General features: G+C 43.9%; 17 protein-coding genes, 2 pseudogenes and 4 CRISPR repeat arrays. Of the genes and pseudogenes, 5 read left to right on the top strand and 14 right to left on the bottom strand.

All coding sequences use genetic code 11. The features are described 5' to 3' along the window. Nucleotides 1-140: 140 nt before the first annotated feature. Nucleotides 141-1,136 carry a tRNA glutamyl-Q(34) synthetase GluQRS gene (gluQRS, locus tag BM358_RS00810; protein ID WP_023988291.1) on the top strand — a complete coding sequence of 332 codons (996 nt, stop codon included), beginning with the start codon at nt 141-143 and terminating at the stop codon, nt 1,134-1,136. Between the two features lie 64 nt (nt 1,137-1,200). Here the strand turns inward: gluQRS and BM358_RS00815 are convergent, their stop codons facing one another. The 13 genes and pseudogenes from BM358_RS00815 to BM358_RS27090 all read right to left on the bottom strand — a co-directional run bounded on the left by BM358_RS00815 (nt 1,201) and on the right by BM358_RS27090 (nt 14,654). Further along, nucleotides 1,201-1,575: a DnaJ family domain-containing protein gene (locus BM358_RS00815; protein ID WP_028542419.1), complete on the bottom strand. Its 375-nt coding sequence runs from the start codon at nt 1,573-1,575 to the stop codon at nt 1,201-1,203. A gap of 114 nt (nt 1,576-1,689) precedes the next feature. After that, on the bottom strand, nt 1,690-1,884 hold the full coding sequence (locus BM358_RS00820) for a Rha family transcriptional regulator (RefSeq protein ID WP_028542420.1): 195 nt from the start codon (nt 1,882-1,884) through the stop codon (nt 1,690-1,692). A 109-nt stretch (nt 1,885-1,993) separates the two neighbouring features. Next, nucleotides 1,994-2,161 carry an aspartyl-phosphate phosphatase Spo0E family protein gene (locus BM358_RS00825; protein ID WP_081047516.1) on the bottom strand — a complete coding sequence of 56 codons (168 nt, stop codon included), beginning with the start codon at nt 2,159-2,161 and terminating at the stop codon, nt 1,994-1,996. Nucleotides 2,162-2,522: 361 nt separating this feature from the next. After that, nucleotides 2,523-3,914: a helix-turn-helix domain-containing protein gene (locus BM358_RS00830; protein WP_049828480.1), complete on the bottom strand. Its 1,392-nt coding sequence runs from the start codon at nt 3,912-3,914 to the stop codon at nt 2,523-2,525. Nucleotides 3,915-4,246: 332 nt separating this feature from the next. Continuing rightward, nucleotides 4,247-4,429: a hypothetical protein gene (locus BM358_RS00835; protein ID WP_034095018.1), complete on the bottom strand. Its 183-nt coding sequence runs from the start codon at nt 4,427-4,429 to the stop codon at nt 4,247-4,249. A gap of 156 nt (nt 4,430-4,585) precedes the next feature. Further along, a CRISPR array of direct repeats spans nt 4,586-6,298; the repeat unit is 32 nt; unit sequence ATTTCAATCCACGCACTCACATGGAGTGCGAC. Nucleotides 6,299-6,478: 180 nt separating this feature from the next. Beyond that, nucleotides 6,479-6,769, bottom strand: a pseudogene (gene cas2, locus BM358_RS00840) (CRISPR-associated endonuclease Cas2). 7 nt (nt 6,770-6,776) lie between these two features. Continuing rightward, a pseudogene (gene cas1, locus BM358_RS00845) lies at nt 6,777-7,339 on the bottom strand (CRISPR-associated endonuclease Cas1); the annotation flags it as partial. A gap of 72 nt (nt 7,340-7,411) precedes the next feature. Further along, nucleotides 7,412-8,316: direct repeats of the CRISPR family, unit length 32 nt; unit sequence ATTTCAATCCACGCACTCATATAGAGTGCGAC. Nucleotides 8,317-8,800: 484 nt separating this feature from the next. Continuing rightward, nucleotides 8,801-9,985 (bottom strand): aminotransferase class I/II-fold pyridoxal phosphate-dependent enzyme, encoded by a 1,185-nt coding sequence (locus BM358_RS00855; protein ID WP_028542671.1) that lies wholly within the window; start codon nt 9,983-9,985, stop codon nt 8,801-8,803. 1 nt (nt 9,986) lies between these two features. After that, on the bottom strand, nt 9,987-10,916 hold the full coding sequence (locus tag BM358_RS00860; protein ID WP_028542672.1) for a D-alanine--D-alanine ligase: 930 nt from the start codon (nt 10,914-10,916) through the stop codon (nt 9,987-9,989). Nucleotides 10,917-11,024: 108 nt separating this feature from the next. Next, the gene (locus tag BM358_RS00865; protein ID WP_028542673.1) at nt 11,025-12,509 is read right to left on the bottom strand and encodes an aminotransferase-like domain-containing protein; all 1,485 of its coding nucleotides are present in this window, start codon (nt 12,507-12,509) and stop codon (nt 11,025-11,027) included. A 366-nt stretch (nt 12,510-12,875) separates the two neighbouring features. Then, nucleotides 12,876-13,776: a CRISPR direct-repeat array (repeat unit 32 nt; unit sequence ATTTCAATCCACGCACTCATATAGAGTGCGAC). Between the two features lie 224 nt (nt 13,777-14,000). After that, nucleotides 14,001-14,120 carry a CRISPR-associated endonuclease Cas2 gene (locus BM358_RS00870; RefSeq protein ID WP_305954439.1) on the bottom strand — a complete coding sequence of 40 codons (120 nt, stop codon included), beginning with the start codon at nt 14,118-14,120 and terminating at the stop codon, nt 14,001-14,003. A 210-nt stretch (nt 14,121-14,330) separates the two neighbouring features. After that, nucleotides 14,331-14,432 (bottom strand): CRISPR-associated endonuclease Cas1, encoded by a 102-nt coding sequence (locus tag BM358_RS27085; RefSeq protein ID WP_256703524.1) that lies wholly within the window; start codon nt 14,430-14,432, stop codon nt 14,331-14,333. A 54-nt stretch (nt 14,433-14,486) separates the two neighbouring features. After that, entirely contained in the window at nt 14,487-14,654 is a 168-nt protein-coding gene (locus BM358_RS27090; protein WP_256703525.1) for a hypothetical protein, read from the bottom strand. Nucleotides 14,655-15,105: 451 nt separating this feature from the next. Between BM358_RS27090 and BM358_RS26685 the strand changes: the two genes are divergently transcribed. The 4 genes from BM358_RS26685 (at nt 15,106) to BM358_RS00895 (ending at nt 17,995) form a co-directional block, all read left to right on the top strand. Continuing rightward, nucleotides 15,106-15,612, top strand: a complete 507-nt coding sequence (locus BM358_RS26685; RefSeq protein ID WP_231517256.1) for a hypothetical protein — start codon at nt 15,106-15,108, stop codon at nt 15,610-15,612. A 59-nt stretch (nt 15,613-15,671) separates the two neighbouring features. After that, entirely contained in the window at nt 15,672-16,493 is an 822-nt protein-coding gene (locus BM358_RS00885) for a copper amine oxidase N-terminal domain-containing protein (protein ID WP_231517283.1), read from the top strand. A 270-nt stretch (nt 16,494-16,763) separates the two neighbouring features. Continuing rightward, entirely contained in the window at nt 16,764-17,369 is a 606-nt protein-coding gene (locus tag BM358_RS00890) for a hypothetical protein (protein WP_028542678.1), read from the top strand. A gap of 2 nt (nt 17,370-17,371) precedes the next feature. Then, nucleotides 17,372-17,995 carry a hypothetical protein gene (locus tag BM358_RS00895; RefSeq protein ID WP_028542679.1) on the top strand — a complete coding sequence of 208 codons (624 nt, stop codon included), beginning with the start codon at nt 17,372-17,374 and terminating at the stop codon, nt 17,993-17,995. A 525-nt stretch (nt 17,996-18,520) separates the two neighbouring features. Further along, nucleotides 18,521-20,341: direct repeats of the CRISPR family, unit length 33 nt; unit sequence ATTTCAATCCACGCACTCCATACAGAGTGCGAC. A gap of 181 nt (nt 20,342-20,522) precedes the next feature. Here the strand turns inward: BM358_RS00895 and cas2 (BM358_RS00900) are convergent. Then, a complete protein-coding gene (cas2, locus tag BM358_RS00900) occupies nt 20,523-20,813 on the bottom strand; it encodes a CRISPR-associated endonuclease Cas2 (protein WP_023988276.1) in 291 nt (96 codons plus the stop codon). Nucleotides 20,814-20,817 lie beyond the last annotated feature (4 nt).

The raw sequence follows: 20,817 nt of genomic DNA on the forward strand, positions 1-20,817 counted from the left end.
CCCGTCTGGCCATCGCAGCTATGTAAGTTTTCTGTGTTAGCTCCTATACCCTGTCGAGATGCACTCGCGGCAAGTTCGTTTTATAATATGGTTGATATGGATTGCTGAAGGACGGAATATAGAATCGAGGTCACTTTCGTATGGAATTACAGGCCCAACCCATCAGAGGGCGATTTGCCCCAACACCATCGGGATGGATACACTTAGGAAACGCTCGTACCGCCTTATTATCCTGGCTGCACGTTCGTTCCCTGGGTGGAACCTATATTTTGCGCATGGAAGATATCGATATGACGCGAGCTCGCAGCCAGTTGGCGCAAGGGATTATGGAAGATTTGCGCTGGATCGGGCTGGAATGGGACGAAGGACCCGACGTAGGCGGTCCCTACGGTCCCTACACTCAAAGCCAGCGGCTGGAACGCTTCCAATCTGCATTGGAGATACTACAGGAGCAAGATTTGCTGTATCCTTGTTTTTGTAGTCGGGCCGACATTGTGGCTGCCGCCCATGCTCCACATGGACTGTCTGGTGAAGGACCCGCATATTCAGGTGCATGTCGCAACCTTAGCTCTCAAGATGTCGTAGCCAAAGCACAACATAAACTCCCTTCACTTCGCTTTAAAGTACCGCAAAATCCAGATGCCGTTATTTCGTTTCATGATCAGGTAGCAGGCCATGTGACCTTCGGTGCGGCAGAGGGCGGCGATTTTATCGTCAAACGGGCGGACGGCATGTTTTCCTATCAGCTGGCTGTCGTTGTCGATGATGCAGATATGTATATGACCGACGTACTACGTGGGTATGATCTTCTCGATTCGACTCCCCGTCAGCTATTGCTGTACCAAGCTTTGGGGTTGCAGTCGCCACGTTTCGCACACGTTCCCCTTGTCCTGGGCCCTGATGGGCGAAGGCTGGCCAAACGACATGGTGGCGTAGCACTCCGAGCTATGCGCCGACAAGGTATCACACCGGAAGCAGTCATTGGCTGGCTCGCCTATTTTTCCGGGCTGCTGGATTCACCTGAGCCTGTGAAGGCTGTGGATTTAATCGATGACTTTCATTTGGACAAACTGCCCAAAGAACCCGTCATCCTGACGAAACAATGCCTCATGAGATTATCTGCACTGCAACGGTAATGAGGTAAAGCGCGGAAATCAAAGTGTACGGGCAAGGGCATTCCGCCCTTTGCTCCGCTCGCTTCTATTTCTCCAGTCGCTTACGCATAGCGGACTCATATTCATAAAATACAGATGACGTATTCAGCCCTCTTTCCTCCAGCAGCATACGTAGACGAAGTGATTTTTCAGTCAGCCTGCGACTGATCCGTTGTTGCTCTCCTGCCTCATGGCAAGCGTGAAGCAAATCACGTAGCTGGACACATTCCTTTTGTAACTGAAGCTCTTCCGGTAAAATGCCTGCATTCTTCAACAGCTTGTACGACATCCGCAGCTCCTCTGGAACATGTGACAAATCCTCGATCACCAGTGGCTTGCCCTCTCCCGGTAAATGATCAAACTCACCTTTGGCCATCGCCTCAGCAATCTTCTGCTCTGCCATTCTGGAGAACATCCCCATCACTCCTTGTTTTAAGCTTCCTATGTACAATCTATATTAAAGAAACCTGGAGTCCTTTGCCACTGTAGCTTACATATCATTAGGATGCCCTGTTTCCATAAAGGAGAGAGGGGGTTATTCTTCGATCCCAAGCAGTTGACATACTTGTACTCTATATTTTTTGGCCTTACGTGTTCCATGAATGAGATTGGACAAGCGGCTAGCAGGAATATGGTAGGTATCACAAAATGTTCTCTGATCCATTTGCCTCTCGACTAGCTTTTCTTTGATTTTCCAACCAAAAGGGGTTACAGGATTTCGTATGTTCAACAACGTTATCACCTCTTCATAGTATAGGATTTAGAATTTTGATTGGGGTTTGGGGTTTGGAGATTGGATTTCACGTTCTACCATTAGCAACATGTCGTGAACTCATTTGTTAGGATTTCATTTTGTATATTTGGTATTGATTCAATAGTTCATCCAGTTTCATGGATTGTTCAATCACTTTGGGATGCGTTAAAAATCCATATTTCTTCTGGATTTGGTACAGTCTTTTTCTGGCCCGTTCGACACGAAGTAAAGTCTCACCTGGATTCATCAGTATGATGCCCCCTTCTATGTCATATCTTAATACAAAACGTAAACTTTTGGATTTTTTGAAAATTTGCTCGACAAAAAAAGTGCTTCTGGCGCATTCCAGAGGCACTTTTTTGGCGATTTATGTTTATTTAAAATGCAACAGACTCCTACAAGCTGAACTTAAAAATTCAACTATTGTTTCACTACGCAGTCGGATGCTGCTTCCCATCGTCACCACCCCTGTATTTCCTGAATAAAGTCAGATGAGGGTTAAAATCCGTGGCAAAAGCGATCGCTTTACTTGCACAGCAACATTCTGCCTTCTTCGTTTTCCATATACATTTTTATTCAGCTTGGAATCAACACTGAGAAATGATTAATTACTACTAATAATAAAATAATCTTTCTTTTCGCCCTTCTCTAACTAAACTTTCATACTTTGTACACAATGTAAAGTCTGCAAATTGCTTGAACTGCTCAAATAATCTTATACAGCTAATGAAAAAGGCTTCTTTGTTAATGACTAATGATTTAGATAAAACGTCTAGTAAGTATTTAAATCCATATGAGTAATTACCTTTATTTAAGTAGTATTTAGCCAGTTCATATTTAAAACGCGTTGATTGTTCTGGAACCACTTGATGAGTGTACATATCAGCAGATGGTTGCTGTTGGGTGATCGAATCTATCTCCGTTTCGAACTGCTTAAGTATTTCATCCACATCAACATGAAATCGGTTAGCCGCCATCATAATATTCAATAATTGAGTAACCATTTCTTTAGTGGTATTTGAAGATACACTAATGTATTCAACATAATCTGGAAGCACACTTATATCTCCGGATAATAACTTATTAACGTAAGTATTACATAGCGCCCAATTTTGAAATAGTTTAATCCAATGCAGAGTATCCTCGTCCGTCTCTTTGACCCAATCTAAATTAACGTAGGCATATGTATATTGTAGAGCTTGTTGGTAATTACCTTGGGCTTCACAGACACTTGCACACAATAAATCAGCATAGGTGATATACACAAACAAAGGACGACTTAGCTTCTTTTCAAGTGCAGGATTTCGTTTTTTCTGCTGATGCTCTAATGTATATTGGATTTTCGCTTTATCTCTCATTTTGCGAGCTATCACATCAAGCCTGTCCCATAAGCGTAAAGAACGATACACATTCGCCAAATCTTTAAGCGCATCAAGCTGGTCTATTTCATCCAGACGTTCCACGAAGGGTTCAAATAGCGTTGCTGCCTTGAGATTACGGCTTTGGTCGTCTCCAACTTGAATTGAGAATATACGATATTGGCAGGTGGCCAAGCGTTCAGAATGCTGATATTTCTCCACTTCTGCGACATTCTCATAGAGAGGCAGCGCAGCAGCATGTCGTCCCTGTTCAAATAATGCTTCTGCAACATCAAATAGCCTGGACGCATACAGCGGATTATCCATGATATGTCCAACCATTCGACGGATTGCATCCAGCTTGTCCAGCTCCGCACAACGATACAATAATGGCTCGATTCGCCTAAAATTCGGGGAAAGGTCAATGATGTAATTTTCTATGTATAGGTCATAAAAATAGCCTTCTGGCAAATCCATAGCCGCAGTAATTCGGTCTAGCTGCTGTACGGAAACAGGACGATGCTGACTAATCCAATTACTAAGCGTTCTTTGATGAACCCCTGAATATTCGGCAAATTGACTCAATGTCATATCATTTTGTTTTAGATAATCCTCAAACTCCGCTGAAATCGTAGGTGTATGCTTCAAGTCATAACCACCCTTCACATAAAAATTCCATTATTTTAAAAATCACCCTCTATTCTTCTCCATAATTAACCATCTGTCAATATATTATGCAACTAATGTTTATAGCGAAAATTCAGCATAACTTACACATATTGGGACATGTTGGACGAGTGGCATCCTGAAATGATTGGGTTGATCCAAGTAAAAGGTTTCACAGAGTTGACATGACTAATTCATTTCCCCATGTGGATTCTCACCAGTAATGATATAGAGGTCCCATGCAGAAACTCTGTTGGACCTTTTAATTACATGAAAAATCCCCTGATGTTGATGCAATCAGGGGATACCTAGGTTCATTTCTCTCGCTTTGATATTACGAAGTTGATTATTTCTCCAGTCACAATTCCTGTCAAAATTGCATAGATTCCCATTGCGCTCATCTTATATCCCAAAGCGTAAAATAACCCTATACATATTGCGTAGCCCAACAAAATAGCTGCATAGCGCTTTAAAAACTTACTCATGGAAATTCTCATAAGCAGCAACTCCCACCTTAATTTATACTTCAACCATTGTAAATGTTAGTTAATTGTTGCATAAAAGTAAGGGGGAATTTGTCGAATAAGAAATCCGTTAAGAAGAAATTTGCACCTATTCACTGCTGGGCAGGCCACGAAACAAGCCTTCTTTTTCATACCATCCACGCACTCACATGGAGTGCGACGCAAAACAATTATCGGAGCTTTACCGCTGCCGAAAATTTCAATCCACGCACTCACATGGAGTGCGACTAACTTTCGTGGATGGAACGAAAGAAAAAGTTTTGATATTTCAATCCACGCACTCACATGGAGTGCGACTGCAATCCTCCAGAATACTTTCTTAGCACCACAAAAATTTCAATCCACGCACTCACATGGAGTGCGACACGAATATCACATCCAATCTTGACTTAGGCGAATTGATTTCAATCCACGCACTCACATGGAGTGCGACGCTTGGCGATCTTGACGAAAGTTCCGTCTCCCTTAGATTTCAATCCACGCACTCACATGGAGTGCGACGCTACCAACACCTGCAGGACTTTGTTTGGAAACTATTTCAATCCACGCACTCACATGGAGTGCGACGCTTACGGGAATACTCGCACAAGATTCCCACGTGGATATTTCAATCCACGCACTCACATGGAGTGCGACGGTATTGCTTCCCGGTGGACAGATGATATTTGTGATTTCAATCCACGCACTCACATGGAGTGCGACATAGACCCGGTGAAATATAACCTCCATCTGTCAGATTTCAATCCACGCACTCACATGGAGTGCGACCAATTTTGTCTGTAGCTGTTTGACCAGCGTAACCAATTTCAATCCACGCACTCACATGGAGTGCGACTTGGTATTCGGATTTGTGCGCAAGCTGGTCGATCAATTTCAATCCACGCACTCACATGGAGTGCGACCTCAGCGCAGCAGTAAACAACGTCACTTACGTGGACCAATTTCAATCCACGCACTCACATGGAGTGCGACCTACTGATATTACTGCATTAAAAGCAAAAGACGTTATTTCAATCCACGCACTCACATGGAGTGCGACGCCTAACAAGTTTTACGTAGCCGTGGCTGAAGTTAATTTCAATCCACGCACTCACATGGAGTGCGACGAAGCAGGTGTAAGAGTTACACGCTGTCCGTCAAAATTTCAATCCACGCACTCACATGGAGTGCGACAGCGCGATTCAATGTCCTGCCCGTTTCTGTCTGAAAATTTCAATCCACGCACTCACATGGAGTGCGACTTTATAAAGCTCTTTGCCGCCAGAATCATAAATAACATTTCAATCCACGCACTCACATGGAGTGCGACTTGCTGTGTAACTTGTTTTCTAAATTTCCGTCACAATTTCAATCCACGCACTCACATGGAGTGCGACCACACCAGCACCAGGCATAAGGAAAGGAATGTTAAATTTCAATCCACGCACTCACATGGAGTGCGACGAGGATTCGGGCTAATGTAGTGTACCGAATGAACGATTTCAATCCACGCACTCACATGGAGTGCGACTTAGATTTATAATGTTCGCACAACACAAAATTATTTCAATCCACGCACTCACATGGAGTGCGACAGCTCCTTGGACATCTTCCCAGCCTACAGTAGTGATTTCAATCCACGCACTCACATGGAGTGCGACATCATCAGCCCATGCTTCTTGTTCCCACGCATACTTATTTCAATCCACGCACTCACATGGAGTGCGACTTGAATCACTTCATATTGCGTTTTACAGTAATTTCAATCCACGCACTCACATGGAGTGCGACGTGATCCAGGAAAATAACATGACCAGACTGCTCACGTCCCATTTCAATCCACGCACTCACATGGAGTGCGACAGCGAAAATGCAGTAATTGATACCCTAATGATATCAATTCTACACATTGTCGCAAAAACTGATGTCAAATAAGCTTGGATCAACTATTGACTTTACGGATAAATAGCAAATTTAATACTTTTCGACAAATTTCGAGGTGCGAAGGACCCGGGGTTTTTATGTGAGCTTCACATTCGCACCTTATAAAATCAGTGGGCTTTCCATATCGTAAGCTTCCTTAGCCCCTATATGCTCTACTTTCTTTTTATAGCTATCTCCAAAGTTGTAGAAACGCAGGCTGTCTTCTTTTTTGTCTATCAATTCTTCTAATTCATATTTTAAACGGCGGAACTGGGTCGAATCCAAAATGCACTCAAACACGGAATTTTACACCCTTTGTCCGTGATCTACGCACCTTTTCACAACCTTTTCCAGTCTTTTTCTGCCTTCTCTATCTAATGTACTTACATCATACGTAATTAGTATTAACAAGATCAACCTACTTCCACAAAAATGGAGGGTACTCGTCCAGATCTCCCCGAATATATCTAGCCAAGAGCAAAGCCTGTGAATAGGACACAAGCCCCCAAGACATTTTCTCATTCAAATAAGGATGAATCATTTTTTCCTGTTTCCGTTCTTGCCATGCCTTCAATACGATTTTCCTCGTATCATCGTCCATCATGACAGCCTCGTTTTCTTTTTTGTAAAATCCTTTGCCATGAATCATTTTTTGTTAATAATGTAAGAACAAAACGGTCGGTATTTACTCCTCTAAGCTCTTTCATCACATCCAGTGCCAATTAGGCTCGCCCTGGACGATCTCTATGCAGAAAACCTACATAAGCATCCAGACCGACAGCTTCCAGTGCGGATTTCATATCGTTGGACAACAGTGTATAGGCAAAAGATAATAGGGCATTCACGTTATCTAACGACGGGCGCTTATGGCGTCCATGGAAATAAAAATCATCTTTTTGCTGTAAGATCAGATCATCCCACACGGAATTGTACTGAACCAACGCCGTCTCCCTCCAAACCACGTAAAATCTCCAGCTCCTCACTTCACGGACCCCTTCATGATTTCGGATAAAGAGGCGCTCTCCACTCGTACGACCAAGTGGCGGCTGCTCCGTCATGATCCACGCACTCATATAGAGTGCGACTTAAAATATCCACTCAATCATCTGCCGATGGTATCATTTCAATCCACGCACTCATATAGAGTGCGACCATGTGTCAACATCCATTCAATGATAGTAAACAATTTCAATCCACGCACTCATATAGAGTGCGACTAGATATTTTCACCGGAAATTTTCACGAATGTAATATTTCAATCCACGCACTCATATAGAGTGCGACTCAGACACTCGCAATCCGCAGTTAATACCAAGCAAATTTCAATCCACGCACTCATATAGAGTGCGACTTGGATTCATTTCCGCTGGTGTCTATGGCGCTCACAGTATTTCAATCCACGCACTCATATAGAGTGCGACCCGATGCGCTTGGAGTCAAGACGGACGAACTGCTGGATTTCAATCCACGCACTCATATAGAGTGCGACGCCCAGGTACGGGACACCGTACAAGGAACCAAAGAATTTCAATCCACGCACTCATATAGAGTGCGACTTAACGAAAACCAGTTTCTTGTCAACCCAAAATTTATTTCAATCCACGCACTCATATAGAGTGCGACAGTTAGTGCAAGCTGTCAGGATAGCCATACAGACATTTCAATCCACGCACTCATATAGAGTGCGACGGGGATGGTTTCCTGGTCGTAACGTGGAAGCCAGTATTTCAATCCACGCACTCATATAGAGTGCGACGGTAGAGCAATTGAGTATACTCGCGAGGAATACGAGAATTTCAATCCACGCACTCATATAGAGTGCGACTTCCCCGGCATATGCCAGGGACAAAAAACCAAACAAATTTCAATCCACGCACTCATATAGAGTGCGACCGCAATGTTGTCGTTTTGGCTGATTAACAAGATATTTCAATCCACGCACTCATATAGAGTGCGACAGCGAAAATGGGTCAAATGCCCCCTATTTAAGTAACATTCTAGCGTTATTTTGGCAAAAACGCATCTAATATTACCTTATCCTCTTGCGATCGTTTAAAACTTGTTCACATTCGATGTAATTCGACAAAATCTGAGGTGCGAATCTCTCGGAGAATTCATGTGAGCTTCACATTCGCACCTGGACAGACTCGCTTTTTGGCTTAGCAACAAATACCTGCCTGGACTTATTTCACCTCTGCCAGTTCTGCCACCTGTGAAGGAGTAAGCGCACATTCGAATATATTTAATTCATCGATAGCTCATTTAAAAGCAGGGTCCCACCAGTTAACACCAAAGCTGAACGTTCTGGCTTTGGGTAAATACATCCGGAAATATCGACTACATTGATCAGAAAAATACCTTTATGTTTTCGAAAATCATAAAGGTATTTGTAAAATATTTTATGAAGACGTTCGGCAAAAGTTGAGTTATTAACCCTGTTCATCATACCGGCTGCATTACCTGCATAAACCTTCCCATCCGTTCCAGCGCCTTCTCCAAATCGACGAGCGAGGCTGCATATGAGCAGCGAATAAAGCCCTCTCCGCCTGATCCGAATACATGTCCCGGTACGACCGCCACCTTCGCTTCCTTCAGCATACGAAGTGCAAACTGCTCAGATGACATGCCAGTAGAAGTAATTGAAGGGAAGGCATAGAAAGCCCCCTCAGGCTCATGACAAGCAAGCCCGATTGCATTCAAGCCGGCCACAAATAGCTTGCGACGTTCATTGTAGCTCGCCATCATCTCATCCTTGGCAGCCAAGCCATGGCGCAATGATTCCAGCGCGGCAATCTGTGCAATGGTGGGCGCACACATGGCTGTGTACTGGTGGATTTTCAGCATGCTGGCAATCAGCTCATGCGGACCGCACGCATAGCCTACCCGCCAGCCTGTCATCGCAAATGCTTTGGAAAAACCACTGATGACAATCGTACGCTCCTTCATGCCCGGCAAAGAGGCGATACTGACATGCTTTCTCCCGTAAGTCAGTTCGGCATACACTTCATCCGAAATGACGACCAGATTATGTTTGATAATGAGCTCTGTCATCGGCAGCCAATCCTGCTCCGTCATAACTGTTCCAGTCGGATTACAGGGATAATTGATCATTAAAACCTTTGAATGAGGTGTAATTGCCGCTTGCAGCGCTTGCGGGGTCAGCTTGAATTGCTCCTCTGCCGTAGCCGCCACCTCTACAATTTTACCGCCATGCAGATGGGTAATGGGTTCATAGGCAATATAGCTTGGTGCCGGAATTAGCACCTCGTCACCTGGATCGATCACTGCTCGCAGCGCCAGGTCGACGGCTTCACTGCTCCCCACCGTCACAATCAATTCGTGCTCAGGATCATAGGAAAGCGCGAAGCTGCCGGAAAAATAAGCAGAGATCTCCTCCCGCAGCTCCATCAAGCCGGCATTCGAAGTATATTTCGTCTGCCCTTCACGCAATGCCTGAATGCAAGCTTCACGTACCTTTTCCGGTGTAACAAAATCAGGCTCTCCGACCCCAAGGGCGATTGTACCTCCGCCTGCTGCATTCAGATCAAAAAAAGCGCGAATTCCCGATGGCCGAATATCCCGTACACGCGAGGATACAAACCGCCCTGTCCCCTTTTCACTAAACATATTACGCCATCCCCCATTCCTGTTTCCGCTCATGGAGCGAGCTGGCAATAATATGGTCGAGTAGCTGTGTAAAGGTTATACCCGCAGCTGCCGCACTCTTCGGAAGCAGGCTGTTGGCGGTCATTCCCGGTAATGTGTTCACTTCCAGCACGTAAGGTCTATCCTGACACAAAATCATATCGACCCTTGCATAGACCTTACATTGCAGCAGCCGGTAGCTGGCCAGTGCCGCCTCGCGCACACGCTGCTCAATAACGTGGGGAAGCTCGACCACCTTCTCCTCAGCGCCGCCGACCTCGTATTTTGCTTTGTAGTCGAACCACTTCGAACGAGCGGAGCTAATGCTAATAATCGGCAATACCTCGCCATCTACGATGGAGCAGGTAATCTCCGTCCCTTCATAATAGGACTCAATCAAGATCGCTTGATCCAAGCTGCAAGCCCCCTGAACAGCCGACAGCAGTTCCTTCTCATTTTGTACAAGCTGGATGCCGATGCTGGATCCCCCCGTATTCGGCTTCACAATAACCGGGTAGCCCAAACGCTCCACCACCTGCGGATCATAATCGTCCATCCCCTGCCAGTAAAGGCCTGAAGGCGTATGCACACCCGCTGCCTTCAACAGCATCTTGGACAACTGCTTATTCATGCATAAGCTGCTTGCCAGGACACCGCTGCCTGTGTAGGGAATGCCCAGCGTCTCCAGCGCTCCCTGCACCGTGCCGTCCTCGCCATACTGACCATGCAGTGCCAACAGCGCGATATCGATGCCTGTCTGCTGGACCTGCGCGATTAAATCCGCTCGCTGCTCGATCACCATTGGAACCACTTCATAACGGCTGTGATCCAAATGATTGATCATCTCTTGACCTGTCTGCAGAGAAATCTCACGCTCAGAGGAAATACCGCCCATAATAACACCAATTTTCATCATGACACCTCATTTTTCTTCAAAATCTTTATGTGGTTACGGATTGTTCTTTTGATCGCTGGTGCTTCTCCAGAACAATATTCCGTCTCTGTAGCTCTTTTCTAACCATTATGCTTTAAGAAAGTTACGTGTCTGTTTGCCGATTATTTGAATACCCCGTTCGATATTTTCATCCGTTACTCGTGAAAACCCAAGCCGCAATGTATTCGTCCCTTCGCCTTCTTGAATAAAAAACTTGTCTCCCGGTGTAAAAATGACGCCCTGTTCGTTGCAAGCTTCTAGCAGCTGGCGTGTATTTACGCCTGCCGGGAAGGTAAGGAACAAATGCAAGCCCCCGTCACCAGACACCTGCGCCTCAGGAAGATGTGCTTCACAGCATGCCTTTGTCAGCTCATATTTGCGCTTATACTCTGTACGTGCTTTTTTTACATGTTTATCGAAATTTCCGTTAAGCATATATTGGTATAAAATCGATTGATCGATTGTTGAGGTATGAATGGTGCGCGCACGCTTAATGCTTTCCAGAGTGTCAATCAGTGCTCGGTCTCCAAGCACCCAGCCTACACGCAAGCCAGGGAACAGCACCTTGGAGAAGCTGCCAATATAGATTACTCCGTTCCCTTGGCCTGCTGTCGCTATTAAGGGCGCAATATGCGCTCCCGAGTAACGCAGCTCCTCATTGAATCCATCCTCGATCACCGGAATCTGATGGCGTGCCATTAATTTCATAACAGCGCTGCGCTTTGCCGGCGACATGACGATGCCTGTCGGATTATGATAGGAAGGAGTCAAATAGGCCAAATCGAAGCTATTGTTCTGCAGTACCTCCTCTAGCCGCTCTACATCAATACCGTCACACTCCATCGGAATGCCGGTAATCTCAAATCCTTGCAACTTCAAATTTTTGATCGCTGTGTGATGGGTCGGATTTTCACAAATTGCCGCTCCACGGCGTGCAGAAGGGCGTAAAGCCGACAGCACAATGTCAAAGCCTTCTGTAAACCCGCCTGTAATCAGCATATCCTTGCCAATTATATCGACGCCTTTGTTCTCCATATAATGCATCAGATAATCAATCAGCGGCTTGTAGCCCTTGGCATAGCCGTAGTTGAGCAGCACCTGCCCTTCGATTGCCATCCGATCCATAAAAGCTCGCCTTACATCCCCCAGATCAAACAGTTGCTCATCCGGAGCGATGCTTGTGAACGAGATAGTTCCCTTTTGGGCACGGATGCCCTGCTTCATCATATCCAGATCAACAGCCGATACAGCATACTCGTTCATTCTTGCCTTCCAGTCGATCTCCCAGGTGGCAGAACCGTCAGATCCTCCGTTATCTACGGCCGACTGGCCCACCATGGCGGCCACATAACTACCCTTTCCGGGAATCGCATACGTAAATCCGTCATCCTCCAAGCCTTCATAGGCTGCAATGACTGTATTACGGCTCACCTTAAGCAGAACGCTCATTTCTCGTGTGGAAGGTAGCTTCTGATCCGCCTGAAGCGCCCCTTTTATAATTAAACGATTGACGTATTCTTTTACTTGTATCGAGACCGGCCGGTCACTTACGAGCTTGAAATCCTGGAACATCCTTCATCCCCTCCCCCTATAATGATGGCATACAAGACGAGTAAAAAAAAAGAACCACCGCACTGGATTTTTCATCCTTCGGTGGTTCTTCCGCATTTTATCCCCTGTACGGCCTCATATCCTTGCCTCATTCCCCCGCATCATTGCCTCTCATCGCGCCCATTGCGAGCATTATACATATCACCAAGCATCGTTTCACTTCGATTTTATTTTCTTCCTTCTGCGGCTGAAGCCCTGAGAACTATGAAAAGCATACCAGTCAAACAAAACCATATGCCGTAACGACTGACCGTGAATCCTGCCGCATCGTCAATTGTCACATGGAGTGCGCCTATTTCTTTCTTGAGGACGTCCTCCATTCATCTTATTTCAATCCACGCACTCATATAGAGTGCGACTTCATCCAATCGGTTTTATCCTGCACATTGAATTCATTTCAATCCACGCACTCATATAGAGTGCGACGTAAACCTCTTAACGTTATCTAGCGCCAAATAGATTTCAATCCACGCACTCATATAGAGTGCGACTTTGCACATTGGAACACCATCAGCATTCAAACGAGATTTCAATCCACGCACTCATATAGAGTGCGACTATCGACATGTTAACGGCATTTCTTTAGTTGGGAATTTCAATCCACGCACTCATATAGAGTGCGACCAACCTCCATTTTCCTGTTGTCTTGTCCCATAAGATTTCAATCCACGCACTCATATAGAGTGCGACTTTGGTCATGAACGTGTACTGTCAGGTTAGAAAGAATTTCAATCCACGCACTCATATAGAGTGCGACGTATGAGGGTATGCAACGCAATCAAATGGATTACGAATTTCAATCCACGCACTCATATAGAGTGCGACGCATCCCGACGTATTACAGTCGACGAGATGAAGAATTTCAATCCACGCACTCATATAGAGTGCGACTTGGAGGGTAAACAAAATGATTCCAACGATGGTAACATTTCAATCCACGCACTCATATAGAGTGCGACCTGGGACATTGGGGGATTGTATTGTGACTGTATTAATTTCAATCCACGCACTCATATAGAGTGCGACCGACATATGTAGTTTGCGCCGTAATTACATTGGTAATTTCAATCCACGCACTCATATAGAGTGCGACTCGCGGTTTTGGTAGAGGTGTACGTAACCACGCATATTTCAATCCACGCACTCATATAGAGTGCGACGCGCTTAAAGACGCCTTAGAATGTCCAGAGTTTGATATTTCAATCCACGCACTCATATAGAGTGCGAAGCGAAAATGCAGTAATTGATTATCTAATGATATCATTTCCATGCATTTTCGAAAAAAGCAATGTCTAAAAGGCTTAAATTAACCATTGACTTTTTCTCACTGATAGCATTTTCTATACTTTTCGACAAATTCCGAGGTGCGAAGGACCCGGGGTTTTCATGTGAGCTTCACATTCGCACCTTATAAAATCAGTGAGCTTTCCATATTGGAAGCTTCCTTAGCCCCTATATGCTCTTCTTCTTTTTATAGCTATCACCCAAATTGTAGAAATGCAGGCTAAGTTCTCTTTCGTCTATTAATTCTTCTAGTTCATACTTTAAACGTCTAAATTGGGTCAAATCCAAAATACATTCAAATAGAGATACATAATCCTATCCTGTTTCATTGTACCATGCCTTCATTACGATTTTCCTTATATCATCGTTTCATCATGACAGCCCATTTTCTTTTTTTGTAAAATCCTTTATCTAATCATTTTCTTGTTAATCAAAAACAGGACAAAACAGCCGGCATACGCCTCGAAACTCTTTCATCATATCCAGTGTCAAGGAGGCTCATCCCGGATAACCTACATTAGCATCCAAGCCGACGGCTTCCAGTGCTGATTTCATATCGTTGGGCAGCAGTGTATAGGCAAAAGATAACAAAGCATTCACATGATCTAACGGCAGGCACTTATGGCGTCCATGGAAGTAAAAATCAATTTTTCACTACAAAATCAGTTCATCCCAAACGGAATTGTACTGAACCGCCTCCCTCCCCTCCAAACAGCGTAAAATCACCAGCTCCTTCACTTCTCTGTGATGCCATGCGTTCATGATGACAGGACATTGGTCAGATTTAATTCTGCCTGGATGATAATATAATCCAGTTTTCATATAAATACCTCAATAGTCCCTGTTTATATCATCATCATACGAGATTGAATGTACATCATAAGTGCTGGTAAACAAGGAAAGTTTAACGCAGGAAGTTATCCCCCTGGAACCAGTGAGTCAGGTTACGTATAAGAATTCGAATTCATCCCTCACATCCGTAACTGATACTACGTATAAAAATAATAGGTATAAAGATTCAACGGGGCAGTTATATACTTTACCCGTATTACAGCCTAAACCAGCGTGTATGGGAAATCACTCATTAACACCAATGGATTTTAGCACTAACTCCGCGAGCTTTCCTGAATGTCGAGACCTGAGAAACGGGCCGTATCGTTCGGTATGGTCACATATAGGGTTTGCATGGGCTAGTACACGGGTTCATTTACCAAGTGCTAGAGAGATTCGTGATAATAATAGTGGTTATAATGGAAGCACAGGATTTATCTATATGGGTGGTTGGAGTAACACCAATATGGCGGTTGATGTTGGTTTGCAGCATAGTACAAAATATAATGACTGGGCTACTTTTATGCTTATTGAAGGTGTGAAGAACCCTTATACTTTTAAGCCACGTTTTGAACCCGATCAGGAAGTACAAATGAAATTTCATGTTCCTTCTGACGGTAACATTGCCTTGACTGTAACAGGTTATGCAGACGGTGAAAAGATAAGTAGGAGCTATGTCGAGCCGGCCCCAGGTTGGACTGCTACTGGCAACGGTAACCTTATCAAAAGAACGACAAGTATAGGGCAGATACAAGATCGACAAGACTATAATGATGGATCTTACATTAGAAGAGTTCGTTGGGCCACATCCTATATCGGTTCAAATTCAGAAGATAATATCCCTTGGCGTAACAGTCAAACCTATGATTATTGTTCTATGCCACGGAGTAAAGTTGAAGTGGATTACGTGCATGGAGGAGAGGAAACAGACAGTATATTTTTAGACTGAATTTTTATGAGAGGGGCTGCTTCACCCCTCTCTTTTAAGGAGGAAATTTTGTGGGAAAGATGTTGTTCAGAATTATGCTTATAGGTGCATTGTTTTTTTGCTTTTCTCAACCCTATACAGGAAAAATGTCAGCTCAGAGTATAGCTCCAAGCTCTCCATTTTTGAAGATTAACAATTACTATGTCTTGTTCACAGCTCCTAAAGCACCTTATATTGATCAGAATAATCGCTATATGGTGCCTTTGAGATCCATTAATGATTTGTTGGGGGGACAGACTACGTTTAACCCAACTTCTAATACGGCCACAATTAAGTTTGGAACACACAAGGTTGAGTTTAAAATGAACTCCACTGAGATTGTTACCGACTCGAGCACGTCCGTGATGGATACCGTCCCTGTGCTTTATAAAAATGCGATGTTTGTCCCTTTAGGGGTACTTACTAAGCACTTAGACATACACCAGGAATGGGATCAGCAAAATAAACTGTATTCCCTATCAGGGAAAGAATTAATGAAGACACCTATGATGGAGAATGTAGAAGATTTGGATCATTTTAGAGAACATGTTGATAATGAAAATGCATTTCAGTTATTATCGTACAAATTGGCCATGGGAGAAAAAATTCATCTGGCCATTACAGCTAAGAATATGACAGGGAAAAAGATTAGTGAGGGCATTGAAGATTTAAATACCACTTTTATTTTTTCTGACGATAGCACGGCCGGGGAAAATAGAAATCGTAAAAGACCCAATATAGATAAGGATGAAATTGTAACTCGCGAATATGACATAGATTATGTGAAAACAATTGAGAATAATAAAATTATCAAACATGAGCTGTCGTATATTCTCTTTAAGGGAAGAACGCTAAAACCATAGAATCCCTTATGTGAAATGGTACTGTTTTCCTTGCAGATGGGTCGTAGGGTGTGAATTGAGTTAAAAGTAAAGCTGATCCAAGAAGGGATCAGCTTTACTTTTGCCATTCTAATTATGTAGCCATACAGAGGCTTTCATTCTCCTCCTCTTATCAAGGCTACTGAAATAAAAAATGACAAAAAATATTATAATATGGAAACTTTTTACTGAATAACAACGTCTATATAGTTGATCGTTGATTTATAAAAAATTCCATAGGAGGAACAAACATTGAGAAAAGTGAAATGGAAAACGAAATTGATTATCACTTCAATGACATTTGTTTTATCTTTAATGGCAGCAACAGTAAGCGCTGACACTGGAGCCGCGCATATTAAAATTGGTTCTATATCAGGTGGGGCAAGTAATATCTCCTATTGGTACGATTCATCTCTTTCAACATACGGCCAAACTGGTGCTGTAGACAATGCGAGAAGTAAGTGGGATGCAACATCATCTAGAATTGGATGGAGTTCTGGAAGTTCCTCAAGTGCAAAATTAAAAGTTTATGCCGGGAATTACTCACTTCCTGGAGGTACTTACGGATCAACCTCTTACTTTCTTTCTAACGGACAGCAAGTTGACGCTGGAGCCATAACAAATGGGTCAAATTATGATGTGGCTAGAGTTGTATTAGATGCAGGCTGGACAAGCGGCTGGTCACAATCAGAAAGATTTATGAATGCTGGTCACGAACTTGGTCATGTACTTGGCTTAAACCACTTTCAAAATGCTCCTGCTCATGCAGGAGAACATTGGATGAAATCAGGTAGATATGCTCTCTCATCACCTACATCAACAGATACTTCACATGTGGTTAAGAAATGGGGGAATTAAACATGAGGAAAAAACTGGTATTGACGGTCGCTGCTTCTCTAGCACTTGGGATGGGGATTTTCTCCTATTCATATTCAAATAGTGCGGCAATAAGTAAGCAAGCCCAACATAATGCTAATCTAATTGCTATGAAAGACCCTTCATCTATATTACGTACAGGTGAAATTGAAGCCAACCATGCAATTTTCACAAATGCAGATGATGCGGAAGCTCAATCTGATGCTGTAGTTAAAGTCATTGCAACCGGAGAAAGCAAAAATGTCATTGAAAATTTTGATTGGGGGCCTTCAGGTAGAACAGAAACTAAGGTCAAAGTAACTAAAGTATATAAAGATTCCATAAAAAAGGAAATCGGTTCTGAGCTTGTAGCATTCGAGCCTACCTATGTGATCCAAGACAAACAGGGCAGTATTAGAATGAATTATGAAGATTACACACCAATGCAAGAAGGGAAGGAATACATCTTATTTTTAGTATGGAGTGAGCCGCTTGGTGGATATTGGATTAATGCTTTAGAACAAGGAAAGCATGATTTGTCTGGGACTGATGCAGAAGAAAAAACATTACAAGCTACTAATAATCAGTATAATGAGCTGAAGAAAAGTGTATTAGAAAAATATAAATAATGACTGGCAGGTAATAACTTATATGTGCCTTTTCGGACAAATTAACTCACTCAATAAAAACACGCCGTCCTGCTACTAAATTCCTTGGCGGGATGTACTGGCTCTAAGGTGGCTGCTCTTCCCCCCTTAGAGCCACGCAAAATGGTACTGTTTTCGGTGCTAATAGGTCCTAGGGCTGTGAATTGAGTATAATTATGTAGCCATACAGAAGTTTTCATTCTCTCCTCCTCTCCTCTATCAAGTCCAGTTCGTTCAACTCCAGTGCCGCATTTGTCTCAATTACTCCCACATTCCTTCTTCATCCATTGTACTGTGACGTTCCCATCTTATTACGTATTTCGAATACTCTAGTATCATTGAAGCAAGCAGCTGTGTTTTTTCGCCATACGTTAGTTTGTATTGTTCTGAGATTTTCATTAGAAGAGATTGAACACCTGCCTCAAAAGCGTCATTGTCTTCTTCCTTACTCCAAAAAGTAGCGATAATGCGCCGGAGCCAATACAAAACCTCCTTATGAAATATACTACGTCTCCAACATGCACCCATATAGAGTGCGACTTTAGCTTCTACTGTTAATTCTTCAAGTCCTAGCAAATTTCAATCCGCGCACTCCATACAGAGTGCGACGTCAATTAAAGTGACGATATCCCCAGTACCGATATTATTTCAATCCACGCACTCCATACAGAGTGCGACATTGTGTCGAGTATCACGCGATGCCATACAGGGAAATCATTTCAATCCACGCACTCCATACAGAGTGCGACTCCAAGTCCAATAAGTAACAGCAGCACCACAACAAACTATTTCAATCCACGCACTCCATACAGAGTGCGACGCTGAGCGCAAAAAACGCATAGAGCGTAGATCAATTATTTCAATCCACGCACTCCATACAGAGTGCGACGATGGTTTGGCGACTATGAGGTGCCGCTATGAGTATTTCAATCCACGCACTCCATACAGAGTGCGACACGCGCTTGCCGAAGTTAAATACTTTCTAAGCGTGCTATTTCAATCCACGCACTCCATACAGAGTGCGACCCTTGAAAGGTCATTACTCTGTCGCGCTGGCAGATGTATTTCAATCCACGCACTCCATACAGAGTGCGACCGAAATCGGGACGTCGCCGTGCTCACAGCAATGGGATTTCAATCCACGCACTCCATACAGAGTGCGACGGGAGCTTCACAGCCCGCCGAGTGTGACCCATGCGAATTTCAATCCACGCACTCCATACAGAGTGCGACGTTATTACGCCAGCCTCTTGCGCCTCGGTTATCATTATTTCAATCCACGCACTCCATACAGAGTGCGACGCTGCTGGAAGAAACGAATGATGCTGTTTTCGTAAAATTTCAATCCACGCACTCCATACAGAGTGCGACCTCAAATGGCCCATTTTATCGGTATCAATGCAATACTAATTTCAATCCACGCACTCCATACAGAGTGCGACTAAATCAGTATGAGCCTCGTCCAAACAAATGATGGATATTTCAATCCACGCACTCCATACAGAGTGCGACTGCCTACCATTTTGCAAAGCTTTAACACGTACAATTTCAATCCACGCACTCCATACAGAGTGCGACGAAAATTAAAAACTTTACCATAAGTAATACTGGCAATTTCAATCCACGCACTCCATACAGAGTGCGACCCTGTAGTGTTCGTTGACGCTAAAGCGGGAACGGATTTCAATCCACGCACTCCATACAGAGTGCGACTGGAACGCCAACCAGTTCAGCGCAAAGCTACGCTGATTTCAATCCACGCACTCCATACAGAGTGCGACGTTATATCCACCCAGAGACTTGGGAACAGGACTGGATTTCAATCCACGCACTCCATACAGAGTGCGACCATCCCCCGGAAAAGCGGAAAACCCGGAAAAACGATTTCAATCCACGCACTCCATACAGAGTGCGACGATGCGCTTGGAGTCAAGACGGACGAACTGCTGGATTTCAATCCACGCACTCCATACAGAGTGCGACTGCGCGCTAACGGGAATAAAAGCAAGCTATCTAAAGCGATTTCAATCCACGCACTCCATACAGAGTGCGACAGCAGCCATAAATCTAACCATTAATGGCGTAATATATTTCAATCCACGCACTCCATACAGAGTGCGACCGAGATAGGCGATCCCATTGAGTTCTTCCTTGATATTTCAATCCACGCACTCCATACAGAGTGCGACACGGATGGGATGGGCTTTGATCCATCGGATGTATGGATTTCAATCCACGCACTCCATACAGAGTGCGACTTGCCACGTATCCGCGCATCTATATTCGCGTAAGACGATTTCAATCCACGCACTCCATACAGAGTGCGACAGCGAAAATGCAGGAATTCATACCCTAATGATATCAATTCCACACATTGTCGCAAAAACTGATGCCAAAAAGGCTTGAGTCAACCATTGACTTTTACTGAAGGTAACTGATTTAATTGCTTTTCGACAAATTTCGCGGTGCGAAGGATCCGGGGTTTTTATGTGAGCTTCACATTCGCACCTTACAAAATCAGTGGGCTTTCCATATCATAAGCTTCCTTTGCCCCTATATGTTCTACTTTCTTCTTGTAGTTATCTCCTAAGTTGTAGAAGCGCAAGCTGTCTTCTTTTGGGTCTATTAATTCTTCGAGTTCATACTTTAAGCTGCGGAACTGGGTCGAGTCCAAAATACATTCAAACACAGAATTTTGCACCCTTTGTCCGTGATCTACGCACTTTTTCGCAACCTTTGCCAGTCTTTTTCTACCTTCTCTGTCTACTGTACTTACATCATACGTGATCAAAATGAGCAAGTGT

Source organism: Paenibacillus sp. cl130, from assembly GCF_900116035.1.
In the GTDB taxonomy this organism is placed as follows: Bacteria; Bacillota; Bacilli; order Paenibacillales; family Paenibacillaceae; genus Paenibacillus; species Paenibacillus polymyxa_B.

Excerpts from the sequence above, each read along its gene's own strand:
- BM358_RS00835 (WP_034095018.1), bottom strand. The coding sequence starts at position 4,429 with ATGAGAATTTCCATGAGTAAGTTTTTAAAGCGCTATGCAGCTATTTTG.
- BM358_RS27090 (WP_256703525.1), bottom strand. The coding sequence starts at position 14,654 with ATGAAAACTGGATTATATTATCATCCAGGCAGAATTAAATCTGACCAA.
- BM358_RS00855 (WP_028542671.1), bottom strand. The coding sequence starts at position 9,985 with ATGTTTAGTGAAAAGGGGACAGGGCGGTTTGTATCCTCGCGTGTACGG.
- BM358_RS00860 (WP_028542672.1), bottom strand. The coding sequence starts at position 10,916 with ATGAAAATTGGTGTTATTATGGGCGGTATTTCCTCTGAGCGTGAGATT.
- BM358_RS00865 (WP_028542673.1), bottom strand. The coding sequence starts at position 12,509 with ATGTTCCAGGATTTCAAGCTCGTAAGTGACCGGCCGGTCTCGATACAA.
- BM358_RS00895 (WP_028542679.1), top strand. The coding sequence starts at position 17,372 with ATGAGGAAAAAACTGGTATTGACGGTCGCTGCTTCTCTAGCACTTGGG.
- BM358_RS26685 (WP_231517256.1), top strand. The coding sequence starts at position 15,106 with ATGGGTGGTTGGAGTAACACCAATATGGCGGTTGATGTTGGTTTGCAG.
- BM358_RS00885 (WP_231517283.1), top strand. The coding sequence starts at position 15,672 with ATGTTGTTCAGAATTATGCTTATAGGTGCATTGTTTTTTTGCTTTTCT.
- BM358_RS00815 (WP_028542419.1), bottom strand. The coding sequence starts at position 1,575 with ATGGGGATGTTCTCCAGAATGGCAGAGCAGAAGATTGCTGAGGCGATG.
- gluQRS (WP_023988291.1), top strand. The coding sequence starts at position 141 with ATGGAATTACAGGCCCAACCCATCAGAGGGCGATTTGCCCCAACACCA.